This is a genomic window from Sphingomonas sanxanigenens DSM 19645 = NX02 (assembly GCF_000512205.2).
Classification (GTDB): domain Bacteria; phylum Pseudomonadota; class Alphaproteobacteria; order Sphingomonadales; family Sphingomonadaceae; genus Sphingomonas_D; species Sphingomonas_D sanxanigenens.
In genome coordinates this window covers 5,008,270-5,030,964 of sequence record NZ_CP006644.1, presented here as the reverse complement: position 1 = coordinate 5,030,964, position 22,695 = coordinate 5,008,270, and the positions used below count along the sequence as shown (strand labels likewise).

At 67.3% G+C, this 22,695-nt stretch carries 16 protein-coding genes; 6 read left to right on the top strand and 10 right to left on the bottom strand.

Translation table 11 applies throughout. The annotated features are described in order from the left end of the window. Window positions 1-218: 218 nt before the first annotated feature. The 4 genes from NX02_RS23025 to NX02_RS23010 form a co-directional block, all read right to left on the bottom strand. Window positions 219-1,307, bottom strand: coding sequence for a PepSY-associated TM helix domain-containing protein (locus NX02_RS23025; protein WP_039997994.1), 1,089 nt, complete (start codon window positions 1,305-1,307; stop codon window positions 219-221). A 20-nt stretch (window positions 1,308-1,327) separates the two neighbouring features. Continuing rightward, complete coding sequence (locus NX02_RS23020) at window positions 1,328-3,697, bottom strand: TonB-dependent receptor (protein WP_025294518.1); 2,370 nt, start codon at window positions 3,695-3,697, stop codon at window positions 1,328-1,330. A gap of 79 nt (window positions 3,698-3,776) precedes the next feature. Further along, window positions 3,777-4,754: a FecR family protein gene (locus tag NX02_RS23015; RefSeq protein ID WP_025294517.1), complete on the bottom strand. Its 978-nt coding sequence runs from the start codon at window positions 4,752-4,754 to the stop codon at window positions 3,777-3,779. Next, the gene (locus tag NX02_RS23010) at window positions 4,754-5,266 is read right to left on the bottom strand and encodes a sigma-70 family RNA polymerase sigma factor (protein ID WP_025294516.1); all 513 of its coding nucleotides are present in this window, start codon (window positions 5,264-5,266) and stop codon (window positions 4,754-4,756) included. Before NX02_RS23010 ends, NX02_RS23015 begins: the two co-directional genes overlap by 1 nt. 246 nt (window positions 5,267-5,512) lie before the next feature. On the opposite strand from NX02_RS23010, the gene NX02_RS23005 reads away from it, so the two are divergent. Next, complete coding sequence (locus tag NX02_RS23005; RefSeq protein ID WP_245648677.1) at window positions 5,513-6,736, top strand: multidrug effflux MFS transporter; 1,224 nt, start codon at window positions 5,513-5,515, stop codon at window positions 6,734-6,736. Between the two features lie 72 nt (window positions 6,737-6,808). Here NX02_RS23005 and NX02_RS23000 read toward each other — a convergent pair whose 3' ends face one another. The 5 genes from NX02_RS23000 to paoA all read right to left on the bottom strand — a co-directional run bounded on the left by NX02_RS23000 (window position 6,809) and on the right by paoA (window position 12,238). Then, window positions 6,809-7,702, bottom strand: a complete 894-nt coding sequence (locus NX02_RS23000; protein ID WP_025294514.1) for an AraC family transcriptional regulator — start codon at window positions 7,700-7,702, stop codon at window positions 6,809-6,811. A gap of 123 nt (window positions 7,703-7,825) precedes the next feature. Then, the gene (locus NX02_RS22995; RefSeq protein WP_025294513.1) at window positions 7,826-8,428 is read right to left on the bottom strand and encodes a cysteine hydrolase family protein; all 603 of its coding nucleotides are present in this window, start codon (window positions 8,426-8,428) and stop codon (window positions 7,826-7,828) included. Window positions 8,429-8,442: 14 nt separating this feature from the next. After that, entirely contained in the window at window positions 8,443-10,647 is a 2,205-nt protein-coding gene (paoC, locus tag NX02_RS22990; protein ID WP_039996797.1) for an aldehyde oxidoreductase molybdenum-binding subunit PaoC, read from the bottom strand. A 5-nt stretch (window positions 10,648-10,652) separates the two neighbouring features. Continuing rightward, window positions 10,653-11,603, bottom strand: coding sequence for an FAD binding domain-containing protein (locus NX02_RS22985; protein ID WP_025295593.1), 951 nt, complete (start codon window positions 11,601-11,603; stop codon window positions 10,653-10,655). Next, the gene (paoA, locus tag NX02_RS22980; protein ID WP_025294511.1) at window positions 11,600-12,238 is read right to left on the bottom strand and encodes an aldehyde dehydrogenase iron-sulfur subunit PaoA; all 639 of its coding nucleotides are present in this window, start codon (window positions 12,236-12,238) and stop codon (window positions 11,600-11,602) included. The genes NX02_RS22985 and paoA overlap by 4 nt, the downstream gene beginning before the upstream one ends. A 363-nt stretch (window positions 12,239-12,601) precedes the next feature. Here paoA and NX02_RS22975 point away from each other — a divergent pair, with 363 nt between their 5' ends. The 3 genes from NX02_RS22975 (at window position 12,602) to NX02_RS22965 (ending at window position 15,806) form a co-directional block, all read left to right on the top strand. Beyond that, window positions 12,602-13,495 carry a LysR family transcriptional regulator gene (locus NX02_RS22975; RefSeq protein ID WP_025294510.1) on the top strand — a complete coding sequence of 298 codons (894 nt, stop codon included), beginning with the start codon at window positions 12,602-12,604 and terminating at the stop codon, window positions 13,493-13,495. A 245-nt stretch (window positions 13,496-13,740) separates the two neighbouring features. Then, window positions 13,741-15,087 carry a GntP family permease gene (locus NX02_RS22970; protein ID WP_025294509.1) on the top strand — a complete coding sequence of 449 codons (1,347 nt, stop codon included), beginning with the start codon at window positions 13,741-13,743 and terminating at the stop codon, window positions 15,085-15,087. A gap of 41 nt (window positions 15,088-15,128) precedes the next feature. After that, the gene (locus NX02_RS22965; RefSeq protein ID WP_025294508.1) at window positions 15,129-15,806 is read left to right on the top strand and encodes a FadR/GntR family transcriptional regulator; all 678 of its coding nucleotides are present in this window, start codon (window positions 15,129-15,131) and stop codon (window positions 15,804-15,806) included. A 9-nt stretch (window positions 15,807-15,815) separates the two neighbouring features. Here the strand turns inward: NX02_RS22965 and NX02_RS22960 are convergent, their stop codons facing one another. Then, window positions 15,816-16,349 carry a gluconokinase gene (locus NX02_RS22960; RefSeq protein ID WP_047100173.1) on the bottom strand — a complete coding sequence of 178 codons (534 nt, stop codon included), beginning with the start codon at window positions 16,347-16,349 and terminating at the stop codon, window positions 15,816-15,818. A 174-nt stretch (window positions 16,350-16,523) separates the two neighbouring features. Here NX02_RS22960 and NX02_RS22955 point away from each other — a divergent pair, with 174 nt between their 5' ends. Both NX02_RS22955 and NX02_RS22950 read left to right on the top strand, forming a co-directional pair. After that, entirely contained in the window at window positions 16,524-19,553 is a 3,030-nt protein-coding gene (locus NX02_RS22955) for a glycosyl hydrolase family 28-related protein (RefSeq protein WP_025294506.1), read from the top strand. Window positions 19,554-19,697: 144 nt separating this feature from the next. Continuing rightward, window positions 19,698-22,673 carry a TonB-dependent receptor plug domain-containing protein gene (locus NX02_RS22950; RefSeq protein ID WP_025294505.1) on the top strand — a complete coding sequence of 992 codons (2,976 nt, stop codon included), beginning with the start codon at window positions 19,698-19,700 and terminating at the stop codon, window positions 22,671-22,673. The last annotated feature ends 22 nt before the right edge of the window (window positions 22,674-22,695 follow it).

The window sequence follows — 22,695 nt, the reverse complement described above, 5'->3', positions numbered from 1 at the left end:
CGCTCAACTGCCTCCCCTGTTACCCCCGCCAGCCGCGTCCGATCCGGACGGCATTCCGACGGGCCATTATGCCAGATCGATCAAAGCATTGTCAGCCCGTCCCGCGATGGCGCTTCATCGCGTTTCCGGAACGGGCAGGCGGCCGCTCGGCCGCTGCCCACCCTATGCCGCCCCTATGATGCGCTGAACGCCACCCGGTTGTTTGTCCGCCGCCGCGATCAGCGGCTCGTCCGGAGCAGCAGAAGCGCGATTCCGGTGAGGCACAGCGAAGCCGTGACCAGCCCGGCAATGCAGATGAGCGCACGGCCGGCCAACCCCAACGCCTTTCCCGAATGCAGCGGATACTGCCACGCAAAGAAGGCATCGCCGGCGCTGCTGCCATTGTCGTGGCGCTCGGCGAGGATGCGGCCATCGGCCATCGCGACGTAGATCCAGCGGCGGCCGATGCCGTCGAGGTCGCGCTCGTCGAACGCCCGCACGGCATAGACCGCCTTGGCGGGCAGGATCTGCACGCTGTCGACGCGCCACACACCAGCTCCGCGGACTCGGGCGAGCGCGCGATCGACGCCGATCGGCCGGGAGGGCACCGGGGCGTCGGGGAAATCATAGTGCAGCCGTTCGGATACGGGCGAAACCAGCGAGACGACCGCGCGCGTCTCCTCCTGCCATGACAGGCACAAGCCGCTGACCGCGAGCATCAATGTGACCGGCATCAGCCACAGACCCGGCGCGCGATGGCGGTCATACAGCGCCCGCCGCCCGCGCGGCTTCACCCGCAGTGCCCGCCACCAGCGCGCGAGGCGGGGAATGGCGAGGATGGCGGCCGGAACATGGTCGATTGCCCAAAGCAGGGCAACCAACCCGAGGACCCACGCCATTGTCGGACCAAGCAGCAGATCCATGTGCAGCGCGTAGAGCGTGTCCATCAAATGGCGCCGGTCGAACGCGAAGCTGCCGCTTGACCGCAAGCCGAGCATGGCGCCGTCGCGCGGATCGGAGAAGAGTTGAGCCGCCTGGCCGTTCTCGCTGCCGATGATCATGATGCTGTCGCGGGGACGGTTGGGCAGATCGATGTGGCGCGGCACGAAGCCGGGATGGCGCACCTGCGCGGTGGCGAGCGCGAGATCGACGCGGGGCAGGGCGGTGAACTCCCCCGGGATCGTGCGCAGTTCGGGCACCAGCGCGCGGTCGAGTTCGTCGTAGAAGGCGATCGCCGTGCCGGTGAGGGCGAGCAGCAGCAGCCAGAGACCGGCGCCGATGCCGAAGCCGCGGTGCCACAGCCGAAGGCCCCACCGTGCGCGTTGCATCGCGCGACCGCGTGTCCGCATCAGAACCGTACTGCCGCCGTCAGCCTGATATCCCGCCCTGGCTCGCGCACGCCGACCACGCCCTCGAAATCGGGGATCGCGGTATAATCCGCCACGCTGGCATGCGCGCGGTAGGTGACGTCGAACAGGTTGTAGACGCCGGCCAGCAGGGTCAGCCGTTCGTCGCCCAGCGGCTGCCAGCGCGCGAACAGGTCGATCACGGTGTAGCCGGGCTTGTCCACGAACTGCGTGGTCGGCGCCCAGCCGATCTCGACATTGCGCTGGAGCACCTCGATATCGTTGAGGTCGTCATAATGGTTGACGCTCACCTCGAACCCCAGCGTCGGCAGCGGCCGATAGCCGGCGGTGACGTTCCAGTTGTCGCCCACCGAGGTGCCGAGGCCGATATGCTCATAGCCCTCGATCTGGTCGCCGTTCAGCCGCGATCGGTAGTGGTTGTAATAGGCGTCGACCGAGAAGGGCCCGCTCGAATAGCCGGCGCGCACTTCCACGCCGTTCGCCTTGAAGCGGCCGACATTCTCGAAATAATTCGCCGCCTGCGGGGCGGGCCCGCTGCCGATCTGGTCGAGGATCACATCGTCGATGGCCATGTGGTAATAGACCGCCGAGGCACGGAAACCGTCGCGGTCGAACGAGGCGCCCACCTCATAATTGTCGACGCGCTCGGGCTGGAGGTCGGGCGCCAGCGCGATGCGGCCGGGGCGCGTTTCCAAGGTGAAGGCGTCGCCGATCTCCTTGCCGCGAAACGCCTCGGCGAAGCTGGCGTGAAGCGCCAGGCCGTCGATCGGTTCGTAGCGAAGGCCGGCGTTCCAGCTCACCCCGTCGCTGTCGGTGCCGGTGGCGTAGGTGACCTGCTTGAGGTCATAACCGTCATAGCGCAGGCCATAGCTGAGCGTCAGCGGATCGGCGACGCGCCAATGATCCTGCGCATAGAGGCCGAACACGCTGCCGCGCTCCTCGAAGCGGCCAATCGCCGGATCCCACGCCCATGGCCCCCAGACGCTCGCATCGTCCAGATAGCGGCTGACCACCTTGTCGCTGCGATATTCGGCGCCGACGATCAGGTCATGCCCGGCCTGGCGGAAGCGGGCGCGCGCGTCGAACCCGGCGGAGCGGATCGCGGCGCCATAGCGACCCCAGCGATCGAAGCGATCCTGCTCGAAGCGCGATCGCGTCCAATAGGCGGTGGCTTCCAGATCGATGCCGTCACCGGCGGCGAAGCCATAGTTGAGCGTCGCGGTCTGGCGCTTGCCCTCGGCGGGGAAAAGCGGATCGCCGACGAGCACCGGCCAGTTGGGGCGCTGGCCGAACGCCGCTTCCTCATTGCGCTGCTCATAGCTCAGCGAGATGCGGTGGCTGCCACCAAGGTCGCCGCCGACCTTGACGAAGCCGAGTTCCTGCTTCGCCGCCGTGCCGAGCAGTTCGCGGCCCGATCCGTCCTCCATATTGCTGCGGTCGACATAGGTGTAGGATCCGACCACGCCGATGTCGCCCACCAGCCGCGCATAGAGCGTGGCGCTGAGCTTGTAGCCGTCGTTGGAGAACCAGCCCGCCTTGGCCATGCCGCCCACGGACTTGCCGGGCGCCAGCAGATCGTCGGCATCGCGCGTGCGGAAGCGGATTGCGCCGCCGATCGCGCCGAAGCCCAATGTCGATTCGCCGGCACCGGCCTTCACGTCGACCGTCTTGAGCAGTTCCGGCTCGATCGAGACGCGGCCGATATGGTGGAACAGGGTGCCGCGCTGCGGCGCGCCATCCACCGTGACGTTGAGCATATTGTCCTCGAGGCCGCGCACATAGATCTTCTGGGCGATCCCCAGCGATCCGCCGACCGCGACCGAGGGCACCTGCCGGAACAGGTCGGTCAGGCTCGCGGCCTGGCGAAACTCGATCTGGTCCTCGTCGATCTCGACGTCGGTCAGCGCGCCGACGACGACGATCTGGCTGTCCGCGCCGCCATCATCCTCCGCCACGATCGGCGTGCCGATCGGCGCGCTGCTCGCCAGCGGCCTGCGCGGTTGCGCACGCGGCGCGGCGGGCGCGGCGCGCGCGGAGACGCGATAGCCGCCATCACCATCGGGCGCGGCCTGCAACCCGGCAGGTGTCAGCAGGCGGTCGAGCGCCGCCGAGGCGGTGAAATCGCCGCTGAGCGCCGCGCTGCGCTTGCCGCGGACCAGCGCGGGATCGACCGCGACGACCAGCCCGGCCTGGCGGCCGAGGCGGGCGATGGCCGAACCCAGCGGCCCCGCCGGCACGTCGAACCGGCGCGTCGCGTGCGATTGCGCGATGGCGGTGGCAGGCAGAATCGCGCCGGACAAGGCCAGCGCCTGGGCGAGTACGGCCAGCGAGGCCGCGAAATTGGATGCCATGGTAACCCCCGATCGATGTGTCGTTCGCCGGTGGGACGGGCGAATGTTGCCGATCGGGACAGCCGTTGCGAAAAAATGTTCAGTGCGCGCGGTGCAGCACCACGCCATCCGCTGTCGGCGTCACGATCAGCCCGTTGGTCGCGGCGATCGCGCGCAGCGAGGCGTCGCTGTCGGTCAGCGAGAAGCTGCCGGTGATGCGGATGTCGCGGGAAGTGGTGGAGGCGATGCGCGCGGGTCGCGTGCGATAGCGGTTGAGCTCGGCGAGCGCTTCGGCGATCGGCATGTCGTCCGCCTCAAGCCAGCCCTTGGTCCATGCCGAGGCCTGTTCGACACCCACCGGAGCCATGCGCCGTACCGCGCCCCTCCTGATCAGCGCGCGCTCGCCCGCGCCGAGGTCACGGCAGTTCGGCCCGCCGGTTTCCGCGCCAGGGCAGACCCGGACGCGCGATTCGATCACCGTCACGATCGTGGCCCGGCCCTCGCGCCGGACGCTGAAGCGCGTGCCGAGCGCGGTCGCGGTGCCGTCATGCGTTACGATCGTGAAGGGGCGGTCGCGGTCACGCATGACCTCTGCCATCAACCGGCCCTCATAGAGGTCGATCCGCCGCGCGGATCCGCTCTCGCGCAGGCTGACCGCAGTGCCGGTGTCGAGATCGAGCCGCGATCCGTCCGCCAATATGACAGGTCGTTGCTCGCCCGGCGCGGTGCGGTGATCGGGGAGCAGGCTGCGCAATGTGAAGCTCTGCATCGCCAGCCAGCCGCCGCCGACCGCGAGCAGCGCGATGGCGAGCAGGCCGCCCGCCGCGCGCTTTCCATGCGTCGTCGCCCGGCCGACCCGCGCCAGCGCGTTGCGGCCGACGGGATCGAGCCCCTCGAAGCGGCCGCCGATCAGCCGCATCCGGTCGAATGCCAGCCGGTGGCGCTGGTCCTCGGCGCACCAGGCCTCGCAGGCATCGCGCCGCGCCGCCGCCACGCGCGCATCGTCGAGCTCGGCCGCCCATTCGGCGGCGCGGCGCACGATATCCGGCGTCGGGCGAAGGCGGTGGGCGTCGACCATCAGTCGGGATAGGCCAGCGCGTAGCAGGTGGCATAGGCGCGGGCGACGTGGCGTTTGACGGTGCGGTCCGAAATGCCCAGCCGCGCGGCGATTTCGCGATGGCTCAGCCCGTCCAGCCGGCGCAGCAGAAACGCCTCGCGCACCTCCGGCGCCAATTGCCCGAGCAGCAGCGCGAGCGCATCGAGCAGTTGCACCGCCTCGGCGATCCGGTCCGGCGTCATCTCGTCGACGCCGCCGCCGATCTCGGCCTGCGCGATCAGGAAGGCACGCTCCACCTCGCGGTGACGGATGTCATCGATCAGCAGCCGTCTGGCGATGACGGCCAGATAATTGCGCATGTCGCGGATGGCGTCGCCGTCGAAGCCTTCGAGCAGCCGGCAGAACGTGTCCTGCGCCAGATCCGCCGCGCGGTTGCCGCACCGGGTGCGACGCTGCAGCCAGCGCCGCAGCCAGGGCGCGTGCGCTGCATAGATTCGCCCGATCTCGTCGCCGGCAACCGCCGCGCCGTTCATCTCAGTCCCCTCGCGTCATCCCTGACTCGCCAGTAAGAGAATTGCGAGGCGTTAGCAATAAGTCGGCGTCAGGTGATCCATGCTCCGATCGAATCGATCTTCCACGCACGATCGATCAGCCGGAAGCGATTAGGCGCCGCCCACCCAACCTGCCGATCAGTCGACGATGCCGCGGTCGCCCGAACTGTTGAAGATGCTCGGCCAAGATGCTGGCGGTTATGCCGCATAAGCGATAGGCGACCCCGCATGAGTACCCCTGTCACGCCCCATCCCGGCATGCATGCCCGAGAATTCGTGGCGCTCGTCGCCGCGATCATGGCGGTCAATGCGCTGGGGGTGGATCTGATGCTGCCGGCGCTGCCGGAGATCGGCCACGAACTCGGCATCGCCAGCGCCAATCACCGGCAGTGGATCGTCACCATCTACGTGCTCGGCTTCGGGCTCGGCCAGCTCGTCTATGGGCCGCTGTCCGACCGATTGGGGCGCAAGCCGGTGTTGCTGGTGACGCTGGCGGGCTTCGTCGGCGCCTGCATCCTCTCCGCCGCTGCGCCCACCTTCGGCACGATGCTCGCCGCGCGGCTGCTGCAGGGGCTGATGTCGGCCTCATCGCGCGTGCTCTCGGTTGCGATCATTCGCGACAGCTACTCGGGCCGCAAGATGGCACGCACCTCCTCGCTGGCGCAGATGATCTTCTTCCTTGTGCCGATCCTCGCGCCCAGCATCGGCCAGGTGCTGATGGAATTCGGGCCGTGGCGCTTCATCTTCTACGCGCTCGGCACCTTCGCCGCGCTCGTCTTCGCCTGGGTGCTGATGCGCCTGCCCGAAACGTTGCAGGCCGAATATCGCCGTCCGATCTCGGTCGCCTCGCTGACCGATGCCTATCGCCAGACGCTCGCGAACCGTTACTCGCTGGGCTATTCGCTGGCCGGCGGGCTGACCTTCGGCGCGATCATCGCCTATGTTTCCGCCTCGCAGCAGATCTTCACCGACGTGTTTCGCCAGGGCAGCCATTTCGCCATCCTGTTCGGCGTGTGCGCCTTCGCGATGGGCTGGGCGGCGTTCGCCAACAGCCGGCTGGTCGAGCGACTGGGCACGCGCATGATCTCGCAGACCGGCCTGCTGCTGCTGATCCTGCTCTCTCTGATCCATGTCGCGATCAACCTGGCGGGGCTCGAAACCTTGTGGACCTATCTCGCGATCCAGGCGCTGAGCATGACCTGCGTCGGCCTGTGCGGCCCCAATTTCGGCGCGATGGCGATGGAGCCGGTGGGCCATATAGCCGGCACCGCATCCTCGGTGCAGGGCTTCATCACCAGCCTCGTCGCGGTGCTGGTCGCCTCGGTGATCGGACAGGCGTTCGACGGCACGACCTTCCCCTTCGCCTTGGGTTATCTCGCGATCGGGCTGGGCGCGCTGGCCATCGTGTTCGTCGTGGAGCGCGGGCAGCTGTTCCACGCGCGCATGGCGTAATGCCCTTCCGCCTGGCCTGCGATCGATCGGGAGGGGGGCGCCCGGGGCGCCACGCGGGCATGCAAAAAGGCGTTATGCTGCGATCTGCGTGCGCCGCCGCGCCTCTTCCGTCTCGCGCACCGGCGGCAGCCCGAACAGCCGGCGATATTCGCGGGTGAACTGCGGCACGCTTTCATAGCCCACGGCATAGGCCGCGTTTCCCGGTGTCGCGCCCTCCGCCAGCATCAGCCGACGTGCCTCGATCAGCCGCAGCTGCTTCTGGAACTGCAGCGGCGACAGCGAGGTCACGTTGCGGAAGTGGAGGTGGAAGGTCGACTGGCTCATCCCCGCGATCGCGGCGAGCCGTTCGACCGGCAGCGTCGCCGCGAAGTCGCTGCGGATCACGTCCACCGCGCGGGCGATGCGCTGGGCGTGGCTGTCGGGGAAGCCGAGATGGCGGATCGCGGGACCATGGCGGCCGGCGAGCAGCCAATGGTGCATCTCACGCACCAGTTGCGCCTGCAGCACGGGGATCGAGGCGGGACGATCGAGCAACCGCACCAGCCGCAGCGCGGTATCCGCCACCTCGGCGTCGGTCGGCTGGAGGCGCAGCGCCGCGCCGGCCTCGATCGGCGCCGCCTTCATCTCGGCGGAGAGATCGGCGATCAGCGCGGGATCGAGATGGAGCGCGAACGACAGATAGGGCGCCATCGACGTCGCGCGGCTGATCTGGCTGATCGTCGGCACGTCCGCAGTGATCAGCATCAAATCGCCGCCGCGGAAGGTCAGGCTGCTGCTGCCCATCGTCACCTGTTTGGTGCCCTGCGCGACGAGGCAGATCAAAGGCCGCTGAATCGCATATTGCAGTTCGCCGACGCGGGTGGCGCGCACCACCGTCATCCCCGGGATCGGCGTGCGCGCGATGCCGCCGGCATCGGCATTGGCTTCGGCATAGCGGCGAATCGCGGTGAGCAGCGCGTCTGTCATGCGCGGCACGATAAAGCGGGTCGCGCGTCTGCGTAAACCGCGCCCGGAGGATCGGGCAATGAACGCCCCCGGCGCGAACGCAGGAGGTGAGAATTGAACGGATGGGTTTGGCCCTGCTCCGCCCTACCCGGCCACACCCTCGAGAAACGCCCCCTGCGTCATCGGCAGCGAGAACATCGGGAAGTCCTTGGTGATCGCTACCCTCTGCTCTTCCTCGCCCACGGTCGCGCAGCAATCCGTCAGCGTCACCACGCGGAAGCCGCGTTCATAGGCGGATCGCATCGTCGATTCGACGCAGCAATTGGTGAGGAAGCCGGCGATCGCGACATTGGCGATGCCGCGCTGGCGCAGGATGAAGTCGATGTTGGTGCTGGCGAAGCAATCGAGCCCGCGTTTGCCCTCGACGATGATCTCGCCGTCCAGCGGTGCCATTGGCCCGGCGATCTCGGCGCCCCAGCTTCCCTTGCGGAAAGCCTTGGCGCCGACCACGCCCGCCAGGATGCCATAGGGCTCGGCGGGGACTTCGGGATAGCCCTCGGCAAAGGCGATCGGCACGTGCAGCACGGTGATGCCCGCCTCGCGCGCGCCTTCCAGCAGCGCGACGCTGTTGGCGAGCATGTCGGTCGACGCCATCACGCCCTTCACGGCGTCATGCTGCACGCCGCCGGGCGTCACGAAATCATTCTGATATTCGATCAGCACCAGCGCGGTGGTCTTCGGATCCATGCACAATCTCCCGGTCAGGCGATTTTGGGCAGTTTATCCAGATATTTGTCGAGCGTCAGCGGATAGTCTCTCACCCGGATGCCGGTGGCGTTGTAGATCGCGTTGGCGACCGCGGCGCCCGGGCCGCAAATGCCGAGTTCACCCACGCCCTTCGCCTTCATCGGCGAGACGACCGGATCGAGCGTGTCGAGGAACAGGCATTCCTGATGCGGGATGTCGGCATGGACGGGCACCTCGTAACCGGCCAGATCATGGTTGACGAAGAAGCCGAAGCGCTTGTCGACCGCCAGTTCCTCCATCAGCGCCGCGCCTGCCGACATCACCATCGCACCCACCACCTGGCTGCGCGCCGACAGCGGGTTGAGCACGCGCCCGGCATCGCACACCGCCAGCATTCGGCGGATGCGCGTTTCGCCGGTATAGGCGTCGACCGCGACCTCGCAGAAATGGCCGGCATAGGTGCCGATGTCATAGCCGCGCTTGAAGTCGCCGAACTTGATCGAGTCCTCGGCGGAGAGCGCGCCGGCGTCGGTCAGCGGCCGCGTGCGGCCGCCGGCGGTGATCTGCCCGTTGACGAAGCTCGCGGCATCGCCATCGAACCCCAGCTTCTGGCCGATCGCGCGGCGCAGCGCGACGCAGGCGGCATAAGTGCCCGCGGTCGAGCTGGCGGCGCCCCACTGGCCGCCGGAGCCGGCGGAGACGGGGAAGTCGGAATCGCCCAGCACGACGCTTACCCGCTCGAGCGGCACGCCCATGGTTTCCGCCGCGGTCTGCGCGATGATCGTGTAGGTGCCCGTGCCGATGTCGGTCATGTCGGTCTCGACGATGATCCGTCCATCCGCCTCCAGCTTGATGCGCGCGCCGGAGGTGCCGGTGGGCGCGCCGCGATAGCCGGCGGCGACGCCCATGCCGATCAGCCAGCGCCCCTCGCGCATCTGGCCGGGTTTCGCGCTGCGCTTCGACCAGCCGAAGCGTTCCGCCCCCTCGCGCAGGCAGCGCACCAGATTGCGGTCCGAAAAGCGCTGATCCGGCGTGCCGGGCACGGCTTCGGGCTTGGGTTCGTTGAGGATGCGCAATGCGATCGGATCCATGCCGACCGCCTCGGCGAGTTCGTCGATCGCGACCTCCAGCGCCAGATGCCCCGGCGCCTCGCCGGGCGCGCGCATCGCATTGCCTTCGGGCAGGTCGAGCGTGGCGATATAGTTGGCGGTCATCCGGTTGGCGCCGGCATAGAGCGACGGCGTCTGCGCGGTGCCGTTCTCGCCATCCTCGCCATTGAGGTTGCCCGACCAGTTCTCGTGCGCGATCGCGGTGATGCGGCCGTCACGCCCGGCGCCGATGCGGATGCGCTGGATGGTGGCGTGGCGGTGCGAGGTGTTGTTGGCCATCAGCGGCCGCTGCAGCGCGATCTTGACCGGGCGGGCGGCCGCCTTCGCGGCCAGCGCCGCCAGCACCGCATCGGCCCGGACGAACAGCTTTCCGCCGAAGCCGCCGCCGATATAGGGCGAATCGAGCCGGACATTGGCTGGATCGATGCCCAGGATCTGGCCCATGCTGCCCTTGCCCCAGGCGATCATCTGGTTCGATGTCCAGAGCGTCAGCTTCTCGCCCTCCCACGCGGCGATGGTCGCATGCGGCTCCATCATCGCATGGCTCTCGTCGGGCGTGGTGTAGCGCGCGTCGATCTTGACCGGCGCGGCGGCGAAAGCGGTGGCGAAATCGCCCAGCGTCGACTGGTCCGGCTTGCCGTCGCGGCCCTTGGCGAGCGGTGCGGCGGGTGCCGCGCCGGCAAGGTCGAAGCTGCCGTCGGCGCGCTGGTAACGTGTCCGGATCAGGCCGGCGGCGGCGCGCGCCTGCTCGAACGTCTCGGCGACGACGCAGGCGACCGCCTGATGATAATGGGCGACCTCGCTGCCGCCGAACAGGGGCGCGTTGTTCCCCATGCCCTTGCCGACCGGTTTGGTCTCGGGTGCCGCGATCACGGCGAGCACGCCGGGCGCAGCGCGCGCCGCAGACGTGTCCATCGAGACGATGCGGCCCTTGGCGATCGCCGCGCCGACGATATAGCCATAGGCCTGGTTGGCGACGACGTCGTGCCGTTCATAGGCGTAGGGCGCGGTGCCGGTGGTCTTGAGCGGGCCGTCGATGCGGGGCGTGGATTTGCCGACGATCTTCGACTGGTCGAACAGGTTGGTGCCTGCGGGTGCGTTGAATTCCATGGCGATCAGCTCCTCGCCTCGGCGATCAGCGAGGCGAGCGTTCGCTCGGCCAGCGTGATCTTGAACCGGTTTTCCTCGGTGGGGCGGGCGCCCGCGAACATACGGGCGGCAACGGCGGCGGCACCCTTCGGCATCTCCGTCTCCGCAGCCTCGACGCGCCAGGGGCGCGGGGCGACGCCGCCGAAGGCGACGCGGCCCTTGCCGTCCTTCTGGATCACCGCCGCGACGGAGACGAGCGCGAAGGCGTAGGACGCCCGGTCGCGCACCTTGTGATAGAGATGCGTGCCGCCGATCGGCTTGGGCAAGGTCACCGCGGTGATCAACTCGCCCGCGTCCAGCACGGTGTCGCGCTGCGGGGTGTCGCCCGGCAGGCGGTGGAAATCGGCGATCGGGATTGCCCGCGTCGCGCCGTCGGGCTTCACCGTCTCGACCATCGCGTCGAGCACCCGCAGCCCCACCGCCATGTCGCCGGGATAGGTGGCGATGCACGCGTCGGACGTGCCGACGACGCCGAGCTGGCGGGAGAAGCCGCCGATGGCGGCGCAACCCGAACCCGGCTTGCGCTTGTTGCAGGCCTGGTTGGTGTCATAGAAATAGGGGCAACGGGTGCGCTGCAGCAGATTGCCCGCCGTCGTCGCCTTGTTGCGCAACTGGCCGGAGGCGCCCGCGACGATCGCGCGGGTCAGCACGCCATAGTCGCGCCGCACGCGATCGTCGCTGGCGAGCGCGGTGTTGGTGACGAGCGCGCCGATGCGCAGCCCGCCCTCCTGCGTCTTCTCGATCTTGTCGAGTTTCAGATCCTGAACGTCGACAAGATGCGTCGGCGTCTCGATCTCAAGCTTCATCAGGTCGAGCAGGTTGGTGCCGCCGGCGAGGAACTTCGCGCCGGTGCGGCCCGCTACCGCCGCCGCGGCCTGCGCGGGGGAAGTCGCGCGTTCGTAGGTGAAGGATTTCATGCCTGCTCTCCCGCAACCTCGGCCATCGCCTCGGCAATGTTGGAATAGGCGCCGCAGCGGCAGATGTTGCCGCTCATCCGCTCGCGCATCTCGATGTTGGTGAAGCCGGGGCGCGCGGCGACGTCCGCCTGGACATGGCTCGGCACGCCCGCACGGATCTCGTCGAGCACCGCCACCGCCGAACAGATCTGGCCGGGGGTGCAATAGCCGCACTGGTAGCCGTCATGCTTGATGAAGGCCGCCTGCATCGGATGGAGCTTCCCGGGTGTGCCGAGCCCCTCGATCGTCGTCACCTCGTCGCCCTGGTGCTGGAGCGCGAGGCTGAGGCAGGAATTGATCCGCTGGCCGTTGACGATCACCGTGCAGGCGCCGCACTGGCCATGGTCACAGCCCTTCTTGGTGCCGGTGAGCTTCAGATGCTCCCGCAGCGCATCGAGCAGGGTCGTCCGCGTGTCGACCGTCAGCTCGCGGCGTTCGCCGTTCACCGTAAGCGCCACGGGCATGGATGGCGGCGCGGCGGCGGCGGCAGAGGCCGGCGCCTGGCTTTCGGCGGGTGTCGCGCCGAGCGCGACCGTGGCTGTACCCGCGACGAGAACGCCGCGGCGTGAAATTTCGAAACCGGCTGGACCTGGCATATGGTCGATCCCTTATCCTTTTAGCTCGACCCGCTTGCGCCGCCTTATGGCGATCGTCGGGCCAAGGCACTGGCGTTATGATCCTAAACGCGGAATGAGGACACGAATATGTGTCGTTCATTGCATGAGGCCGTGAAGAAAATTCATTAATCGCGACCGGATGCGGCCTCGCGTAGCGGCGGACGCGGATTGCTGCCCCTCGCCACCCCCGGCGACCGCGCCGCGCGTGGCGTGCGATCGGACTTGGGACAAGGTCGTATCGATCGCGAACGCGCGGCGTACGGGAAGAATGGCAGGGCCGCAGCGCGGCGGTGATGCGATTAGACGCTGGAAGTCGCATAAGCCTATGTCTATGATTCATGAATGCGCAGGGAGGATCTGACCGATCTCGCCGCCTTCATGGCGGTGGCCGAAGAAAAGAGCTTCACGCGCGCGGCCGCCAGGCTGGGCACGTCGCAATCGGCGCTGAGCCATATGATGCGGCGGCTGGAGGCGCGGCTGGGCGTGCGCCTGCTGACCCGCACGACGCGCAGCGTCGCGCCCACCGAGGCGGGGGAAAGGCTGCTGACCACATTGGTGCCGGCGATCGAGAGCATCGATACGCAGCTCGCCGCGCTCAGCGATTTCCGGGACAAGCCATCGGGCACGATCCGCATCACCACCGCGCGGCATGCCGCCAACACCATATTGTGGCCGGTCATCGCGAAGCTGCTGCCCGACTATCCCGATATCCATATCGAACTGAGCATCGATTCCGGGTTCGCCGACATCGTCAGCGACAGGTTCGATGCCGGCGTGAGATTGGGGGAAGCGCTGGCGAAGGACATGATCGCGGTGCGCATCGGCCCCGATCTGCGGATGGCCGTCGTCGGCGCGCCGTCCTATTTCAAGACGCACCCCAAACCCTCGGTCCCGCAGGATCTCGCCCGGCACGACTGCATCAATCTGCGCCTCAACACCGCTGGCGCATTCTATGTGTGGGAACTGGAGAAGGATGGCCGGGAACTGCGCGTGCGGGTGGAAGGACAGTTGGCGTTCAATGACGTCGATATGATCGCATGCGCAGCGGAAGCCGGGGCGGGGCTGGGCTTCCTCATGGAGGATCATGTCGCGGCGCAGTTGGCAGACGGGCGGCTGGAACGCGTGCTCGAGGACTGGTGCCCGCCGTTCGCGGGCTATCACCTCTATTATCCCAGCCGGCGCCAGCCCTCTGCCGCCTTCGCGCTGTTGGTCGACGCACTCCGGTATCGGGGCTGAATCGCAACTGTAGTGCAGGCGCTAAACCAGTCTGACAGATTGTTCGGTGGTCGCGCAAGATAGACCATTTTCCGCGTGCATGCGGGTAAGCCGGCGATAACATGTCCAACAGATCGAAGGATCGCGCGCGCCGATCCGGTGCGGTGGCATCCGAAGGAGAGGATAAGGATGAAGGCTGCGCTCCGTCGCCCGGCACGAAGTGACGCGACGATGTCCCGCGGTTCCGCCGGCGGATCGCCTGCGAGATGACGGCGGAGGATTATCGGCTGGTCCTGGCCGCCATCGCGGGCATCGCGCTTTCGATCTTCCTGATTATCCGCATCCGGCTCCATCCGTTCGTCGGCTTGTTGTGCGGCGCCTTCACCGTCGGCGTCCTTGCGGGCATCCCGATGACGGAGACCGCCGATGCGGTGGAGAAAGGCGCCGGCGCCATATTGGGCGGCACCGGGCTCGTGGTCGCGCTCGGCCTCGGCCTCGGCGCCATGCTGCAATTGTCCGATGGTGCCGGCGGCCTCGCCCGCTCGGCCCTGCGCCTGTCCGGTGTGCGCGGCGCGCCGTGGGCAAGTCTGTTCACCGCACTGCTGATCGGCCTGCCGCTGTTCTTCGAGACCGGGTTGGTGCTGCTGCTGCCGATCGTCGCCTCCGCCGCCGCGGCGCTGCCCAGCGGTCAGAACGACGATGCCGCCAAGCTGCGGCTGATGCTGCCCGCGCTCGCCGGCCTGTCGGTGGTCCATGCGCTGGTGCCGCCGCATCCCGGCCCGCTCCTCGCGGTCGACGCGCTCGGCGCAAGCCTGGGGCTGACCTTGTTCTACGGCCTGATCGTCGGCATCCCGACCGCGATCATCGCGGGGCCGCTGCTCGCGCGCTTCACCGCCCCCGGCGTCAAGCTCAGCCCCCCGCTGCTCGAACCGGCGAAGGTCGACGTCGCGACCCCGTCGGTCGGCCGGGCGCTGACCGCGGTGCTGCTGCCGGTGGTGCTGATCGCCGCCGGCCAGGCGGTGGCGATGCTGCCGCCCGATGTCGCGGTCTATTTCCAGTGGCTGGCCTGGGTCAGCGATCCCGTCATCGCCCTGCTTATCGCCGTGCTGGCTGCGCTGCCGCTGTTGTTCGGCCGCCGTATCGCCGATCGCGAGATCCAGAACGCGATCTGGACGGAGGCGATGGCCCCGGCGGGCGGCATTCTGCTGGCGATCGGCGCCGGCGGTGCGCTGAAGCAGGTGCTGGTCTCCGCCGGTCTCTCCGACATGCTGGTGCGGGTGGCGGCGGGCGGCGCGATCTCGCCGCTGCTGCTTGCCTGGGGCGTATCGGTGTGCATCCGGCTTGCGACGGGATCGGCGACCGTGGCGACGATCACCACTGCGGGCGTGATGCAGGGGCTGGTCGCGACATCGGGCGTCGCCCCGGAATGGATGGTGCTGGCGATCGGCGCGGGCTCGCTCTTCTTCTCGCACGTCAACGATCCCGGCTTCTGGCTGGTCAAGTCCTATCTCGGCACCGACATGCCCGGCACCTTCAAGACCTGGTCGATCATGGAAACCGTCGTTGCGGTGGTCGGCCTGCTGTTGGTGCTTGTGGCGAGCAGCATCTTCTAACATGGCAAGGCGATGAGGCGAGCGATGGGAAAGGGAGCGCGATGAGCCAGGCGCGGCTTTCCGATCAGGTCTATGCCGGCATCGTCGAGATCATAAAGGCGGAGGCGCTGGAGGTCGGCGCGCGCCTGCCCTCCGAAGCGGGGCTGGCGGAGATGTTCGGCGTATCCCGCGCGATCGTCCGCGAGGCGCTGGTCCGCCTCGCCGCGGACGGCATCACCGAGGCGCGGCGCGGCGCCGGTTCCTTCGTCAAGAGCCGGCCGTCGGACCGGCTGGCCGCCTTCATGCCGCTCGCCGAACTGCCGACCACTTTGGGCAGCTATGAGGTGCGCTTCGTGCTTGAGGCGGAAGCGGCGCGCCTCGCCGCCATCCGCCGCACCGCGGTGGAGATGGCGCATGTCGAGGAAGGGCTGGCGCTGCTGCGCGCGGCCTTGCTCTCCAGCGCGCCGGCGCACGCGGAGGATATGGAATTGCACCGTCGCATCGCCAAGGCGACGGGCAATCCGGCCTTCCTGCTGGTGTTCGACGCGCTGCGATCGGACATCGAGCGGATCATGCGCGCCGGCGTCGACATCTCCCGATCCCGGCCGCCCGAAGTGATCGCGACGATGCTGGGCGAGCATGAAGTAATCGTCGATGCGATCCGCGCGCAGGATCCGGAAGGCGCGGCGCTCGCGATGCGCTGGCATTTGTGGGAAGGCCGGCGGCGGCTGATGCCGTAGTCCGCTTCGCTACCCCCGCACCCATCCCAGCGCCGCATCGCGCAGCGCATCGGGCTCCGCATTGGTCTCGAGGATCAGCACCCCCTCTTCCGCCAGCGGCCGTTCGAGCGTCGCCAACTGGCTGTCGAGCAGGCTTGGCGGCATATAATGGCCGGGGCGGTTGGCAAGGCGCGCGAGAATCTGGTCGCGGCTGTTGTCGAGCAGGATGAAGCGCACCGGATCGCCGATCGCGGCGCGGAGCCGGTCGCGATAGGCCTTGCGCAGCGCCGAGCAGGCTGTGACGACCACGCCGTGTTCGGCAACCGCCGCCGCGGCAGCGGCGCCCAGCCGGTCGAGCCAGGGCCAGCGATCCTCGTCGGTCAGCGCGCGGCCGCCGCGCATCTTTTCCACCGCATCGTCCGAATGGAAGCTGTCCCCTTCGAGGAAGGGGCAATTGAGTTCGGCGGCCAGCAGCGCGCCGAGCGTCGATTTGCCGCAGCCGCTGACGCCCATGACGATAACGGCAAAAGGTTGTGCGTCGATCTGATCGGCGGGTGATGACAAGAGTGCGTCCTCGCAGACGAGCGATGGCCTGAACCAAGCAAGCATCGCGATGAATTCGTCGCGCCATCATAGGCATGCCCGCGCGCCCGTGAATTACGACCATCGTCGCGCGTGCCAAAGCGGGCCGCGCGATCTAGCGAGCGCTAACGGTGCGACAACATGGGAGAGAACGCGATGATGGCACGCAGCATGATGGCGGCGCTGCTGGCGGCAACCGCGCTCGGTGGCGGCGGACCCGCATGGGCGGCTGGAGAGTCGGTGTTTCCCGTGGCGCCCGACGAGCCGCGTGCCGTGACCGTGAAGGCGCGGGGCGACGGCCGCAGCGATGATAGCGAGGCGTTGCAGCAGGCGTTCAACGAGGCGCGGGACGCAACCGGCCACGGCATCGTCTTCCTGCCCGCCGGCACCTATCGCATCACCCGCACCCTGACGGTGCCAGCCGGCGTTCGCGTCTATGGCGTGGGCCAGAAGCGTCCGGTGATCCTGCTCGCGCCCAACACGCCCGGTTTTCAGCAGGGCGTATCGACGATGATCGTCTTCGCCGGCGGCGACCAGTACAATGTCGGGCAGGTGCCGGTGCCGGTGCCGACGGTGGTGCCGCGCGACAAGGTGGTGCGCGACGCCAATTCGGGCACCTTCTATTCGTCCATGAGCAATGTCGACATCGAGATCGGCGCGGGCAATCCCGCCGCCGCAGGCGTGCGCTTCCGCATGGCGCAGCATGCCTTTCTCAGTCACATGGACTTCCGCCTGGGATCGGCCTTCGCCGGCGTCTATCAATCCGGCAACGTCATCGAGAATGTCCATTTCCATGGCGGCCGCTACGGCATCGTCACCGAGAAGACCTCGCCCGCCTGGCAGTTCACCTTGCTCGATTCCAGCTTCGACGGGCAGCGCGATGCTGCGATCCGCGAGCATGAGGTGGACCTGACATTGGTCAATGTCAGCATCCGCGACACGCCGGTGGGGATCGAGATCGATCGCGGCTACGGCGACTCGCTGTGGGGCAAGGATGTGCGCTTCGAGAATGTCTCGAAGGCGGCCGTCATCATCTCCAACGAGAACAACGTCTTCACCCAGGTCGGCTTCGAGAATGCGCTGGCCAGCAACAGCCCGGTGTTCGCGCGCTTCCGCGACAGCGGCAAGACGATCTCCGGCAAGGGGCGCGCCTACAAGGTCTCCTCCTTCTCCTATGGCCTCGCCATCCCCGATCTCGGCCACACCGGCAGCTACGCCACGGAAGCGAAGATCGAAGCGCTGCCCGCCATGCCCGCGCCGCGCACGCCGGCGATCCGCGATCTGCCGGCGATGGCGCAATGGGTGAATGTGAAGTCGCTGGGCGTGGTGGGCGATGGCAAGACCGACGATACGGCCGCCATCCAGAAGGCGATCGACGGCCAGCGCATCCTCTATTTCCCGGCCGGCTTCTACAAGGTGACCGATCGGCTGACCCTGCGGCCGGATACGGTGCTGATCGGCCTGCACCCCGCGCTGACGCAGCTCTACATCCCGGACGGCAACCCGAACCATGCCGGGCTCGGCGCGGTGCTGCCGATCCTCGAAACGCCGCGCGGCGGCGACAACATCCTCTCCGGCCTCGGCCTGTTCACCGGTCGCATCAACCCGCGCGCCGCCGCCCTGCTGTGGCGATCGGGCGAGACCAGCCTTGTGGAAGACGTGAAGATCATGGGTGGCGGCGGCACGCCGACCTCGGACGGCAAGCCGCTGGGATCGCTTTCCGCGCGCAGCGGCGATCCGGTGTCGGATGGGCGGTGGGACGCGCAATATCCCAGCATCTGGGTGACGGATGGCGGCGGCGGCACCTTCGCCGATGTGTGGAGCCCCAACACCTTCGCGCAGGCCGGCTTCTACATCACCGACACCAGCACGCCCGGCCATGTCTACGAGATGTCGGTCGAGCACCACGCGCGCAACGAGTTCGTGCTCGACAATGTCCAGAACTGGGAATTTCTGGCGCCGCAGACCGAGCAGGAAGTGGGCGACGGCCCCAATGCGGTGTCGCTGGAGATCCGCAATTCGCGCAACCTGCTGTTCGCCAATTATCACGGCTATCGCGTGACGCGCAGCTATGCCCCGGCGGAAAGCGCGGTGAAGCTGATCAATTCCAGCGACATCCGCTTCCGCAACGTCCACATCAACGCCGAAAGCGGCTACGCCACCTGCGACGACGAGGGCTGCGGCACGTTCCTGCGCGCGAGCAAATATCCGTTCGACAATGCGATCGAGGATGTGACGCGCAAGCTGTTCGTCCGCGAGCGCGAGTTTGCCAGCCTCGACATCGGTGCCGCAGACCGTCGCATCGCGCCGCCTCCCGCCAGCAGCGCGAGGGTGAGCAAGCTGGAGGATGGTTTCTGGTCGATCTCGGGCGCCGCGGTCGACGCCGCCGGCGCGCTCTACTTCATCGATCGCCGCTTCCAGCGCATCCACCGCTGGACCGAGGGCAAGGGGCTGGAGATCGTGCGCGATCATGCGCTCGATCCGGTCAACCTCGCGGTCGATGCCTCAGGCCATCTGCTGGTGCTGTCGTCGCTCGGTCCCAAGGGCGGGGTCTATTCCTTCGATCCGGCCGCGCCACAGGACAAGATCACATTGATCCCGCCGACGCCGGCGCGCGGCGCTGCCGCGGCGACGACGCTGCTGCCGGTCAACTGGTGGAACAATGGCGAATTCCGCGACCAGCTCGATCACAAGACCTATGAGTTCACGACGCTTGCCGAGATGTTCGCGCGCGATGTCGGCACGCCCAAGGCGCAGGAATATGTCTCGCCCGATGGCAGCCTCTCGCTGCCCGCGTTCCGCGTCTGGCAGCAGGGGCCGATCGATCATGTCGGCTGGCGCTGGTCGGATGGGCTGAACGCCAACGGCCTGGTCGGCGCGAAGCCGGGCGAGCGGCTGTTCGTCACCAACGGTTCCGAGAACGTCACCTATAGCGGCAAGGTCGGCCCCGGTGGCACGTTGACCGACCTGAAGCGCTTCGCCAACCGAGGTGGAGAAAGCGTCGCGGTGGATGGGCAGGGGCGCGTCTATGTCGCGAACGGGCAGGTGTTCGTCTATGATCCGAACGGCAAGGAAGTGGGGCGGATCGATGTTCCCGAACGGCCGCTGCAGATTCTGTTCGGCGGAGCCGGTGGCCGCACCTTGTTCATCTTGACGCACCACGCGCTGTATTCGGCCCGGCCTTGAGCTCACCGCTACGGTCGCGGACGACTACGACCATTGTCTTGCATGCGGCGCGTCGGTCCGCGCGATAATCTTACAACGAAACGCTCGCTATGGGGCATGGCAAGGCACCGGGCGCAGCCGTCAAACAAAAGAAGGGGATGGATGATGAAGGCGACGATCGGAACCTGCCGACATCTTGCAGGTGTCAGCTTCGCGGCATTGATAGCGATCACATTCAGCGGCGCGGCGCATGCGCAGGAGGCGCCCGCGCCGGCTCCGCAGCAGACCGACACGGTGACGGTTGCCGACGAGGCGCCCGATACGGGGGCGCAGGAACGGCAAAATGCCGACATCATCGTCACCGGATCGCGCATCACCACGAGCGGATTCAACGCGCCGACGCCGACCACCGTGATCGGGGCCGAGCAGATCGCCAACAATGCGCAGCCCAACATTTTCAACACGATCGCGCAGCTGCCCTCGCTGCAGGGCTCGACCGGCGCCGCCACGGGTACGTTCAGCACGTCGAGCGGCCAGCAGGGCCTCAGCTCCTTCTCGCTGCGCGGCCTCGGCACGATCCGCACGCTGACCCTGCTCGACGGCCAGCGCGTGGTCGGCGCCAACGTCACCGGCGTGCCCGATATCAGCCTGTTCCCGCAACTGCTGATCCAGCGCGTCGACGTGGTGACGGGCGGCGCCTCGGCCTCCTACGGATCGGATGCGGTGGGCGGTGTCGTCAACTTCATCACCAACACCAAGTTCGAAGGCTTCAAGGGCAACATCCAGGGCGGCATCACCGACTATAAGGACAATCAGCAGGTCCTGATCCAGGGTGCCTGGGGCAAGTCCTTCGGCCGGCTGCATGTGATCGTCAGCGGCGAATATGATCATGAGGAAGGCGTGGGGCCGGGCAATTTCGGCACCGACCTTGCCGGGGATCGCGACTGGTATCGCGCGACGACGCTCGTCAACACCGGCGTGCTCAACAGCAACAACCCGCAATATCTGTACCGCGATTTCGGCCAGCCCTATCAATATGCCAAATATGGCCTGATCAACACGGGGCCGCTGCAGGGCATCGCGTTCGATGCCGCTGGGAATCCCTATAATTTCGCGTACGGCTCCAACGGCACGCCGGCGCGCAATGCAGCCGGCAACGTCAATGGCTGCTTCGTCGGCTTCTGCGTCGGCGGCGACATGTCCGGGCATGTCGGCTCGGGCACCTCGCTGCAGTCCGCGCTGGAGCGCATCAACGGCTTTACCCGCATCGCCTATGAGTTCGCGCCGGACAATGAACTCTATGCGACCGTCAACATCGCGCGGGTGAAGACCAACAACCAGCCCAACCCGGGTGCCGCGCGCACCGACCTGACCGTCCAGTGCAGCAATCCCTACCTGCCGGAATCGGTTGCGACGGCCTGCGCGACCGCGGGCATCACCAACTTCCGCTATGGCCTGAGCAACGCGATCCTGCCCAACATCCAGGTTTACACCAACCGCAGGCAGTATCGCTTCGTCGCGGGTGCCAAGGGCAAGATCGCGAGCAACTGGAACTACGACGCCTATTATGAGCATGGCATCAACATCACCGACATCGATGTCGAGAACATCATGCTCAACCGCCGCTACAACCAGGCGGCGGACGCGATCCGGCTGAACGGCGAGATCGTCTGTCGCGATCCGGTGGCGCGGGCCAATGGTTGCGCGCCGATCAACATCTTCGGCAACAACATCCCGTCGACGGCGGCGCTCGCCTATATCACCCCCGAGAACGGCCCGTTCCAGCACACCAAGCAGACGCAGGATGTTGCCAGCCTCAACATCTCGGGCTCACCCTTCGAACTGTGGGCGGGGCCGTTGTCGGTGGCGTTCGGTGGCGAATATCGCCGCGAATATTATCGGGTCAACGCCGATCCCTATGGCGCGGGCGTGATGGATGCGAGCCCCAACAGCGCCGAATATCCCGCGGACCCGCTGCTCAACGCGGTGGATGGCAGCAACTGGTATGCCGGCAACTACAAGAATGGCCGCGGCCGATATGAGGTGGTCGAAGGCTTCGTCGAGGTCGATGTCCCGCTGATCGACTCAGAAGGCGCAGGGCGCGCCAACATCAACGGCGCGGCGCGCGTGACTGATTACAGCACCTCCGGCACGGTCTGGTCGTGGAAGGTGGGCGGCACCTGGGATACGCCGCTCGACGGGTTCCGCCTGCGCGCGGTGACGTCGCGCGACGTTCGGGCGCCCAACCTTTCCGAGCTGTTCGCCGCGCCGGTGACGACCACCGTTCCCAACTTTACCGACCCGCGCGGCAGCGGTCAGCAGGTGCTGATCATCCAGAACACGGTCGGCAACCCCGACCTGCGGCCCGAGATCGCGCGCAACACCGAAGTCGGCGCGGTGCTCTCCAATCCGCCCTGGCTGCCGGGATTCAGCCTTTCCTTCGACTATTACAAGATCAAGCTCGAGGGGGTGATCTCCAGCCTGTCGGCGCAGCAGATCGTCAACCTCTGTTTCCTCGAAGGCATTACCTCCACCTGCGGCGCCTTCGACCTCGACAGCGATTTCAAGTTCGTCAACGTCCAGTCGTTCAACCTCGCCTCGATCAAGACCGACGGCTTCGACATCGAGGCGAGCTATCAGTGGCGCAGGCCGCTGGGGCTGGACGGGTCGCTGACCGTGCGTGCCCTCGCCACCCATGTCCGCAAGTTCGTGACCGACCCCGGCATTCCCGGCACCATCCCGGTCGATACTGCCGGCAACAACACCGGCGCGACGCCCGACTGGAAGTGGCTGGCGATCCAGACCTACGAGAACGACCAGTTCAGCTTCACCGTGCAGGAACGCTGGTTCTCCAGCGGCACCTTCGGCAACCAGTATATCGAATGCCAGGCGGGAAGCTGCCCGGCATCGACCCAGAACAATCCGACGATCGACTATAATCGCATGAAGGGCGCCTTCTATGTCGATATCGGCGGCTCCTACAACCTCAACGAGCAGGTGCGCTTCTACTTCAAGGTCGACAATCTGTTCGATCGCGATCCGGAGGCGAGCCCGCAGACCAACACCGGCCTCGACGTGAACCCGGCGCTCTACGACACGCTGGGGCGGACGTATCGCGCAGGCCTTCGCTTCAGCTTCTGAGGCATCATCGGATCGATCACCC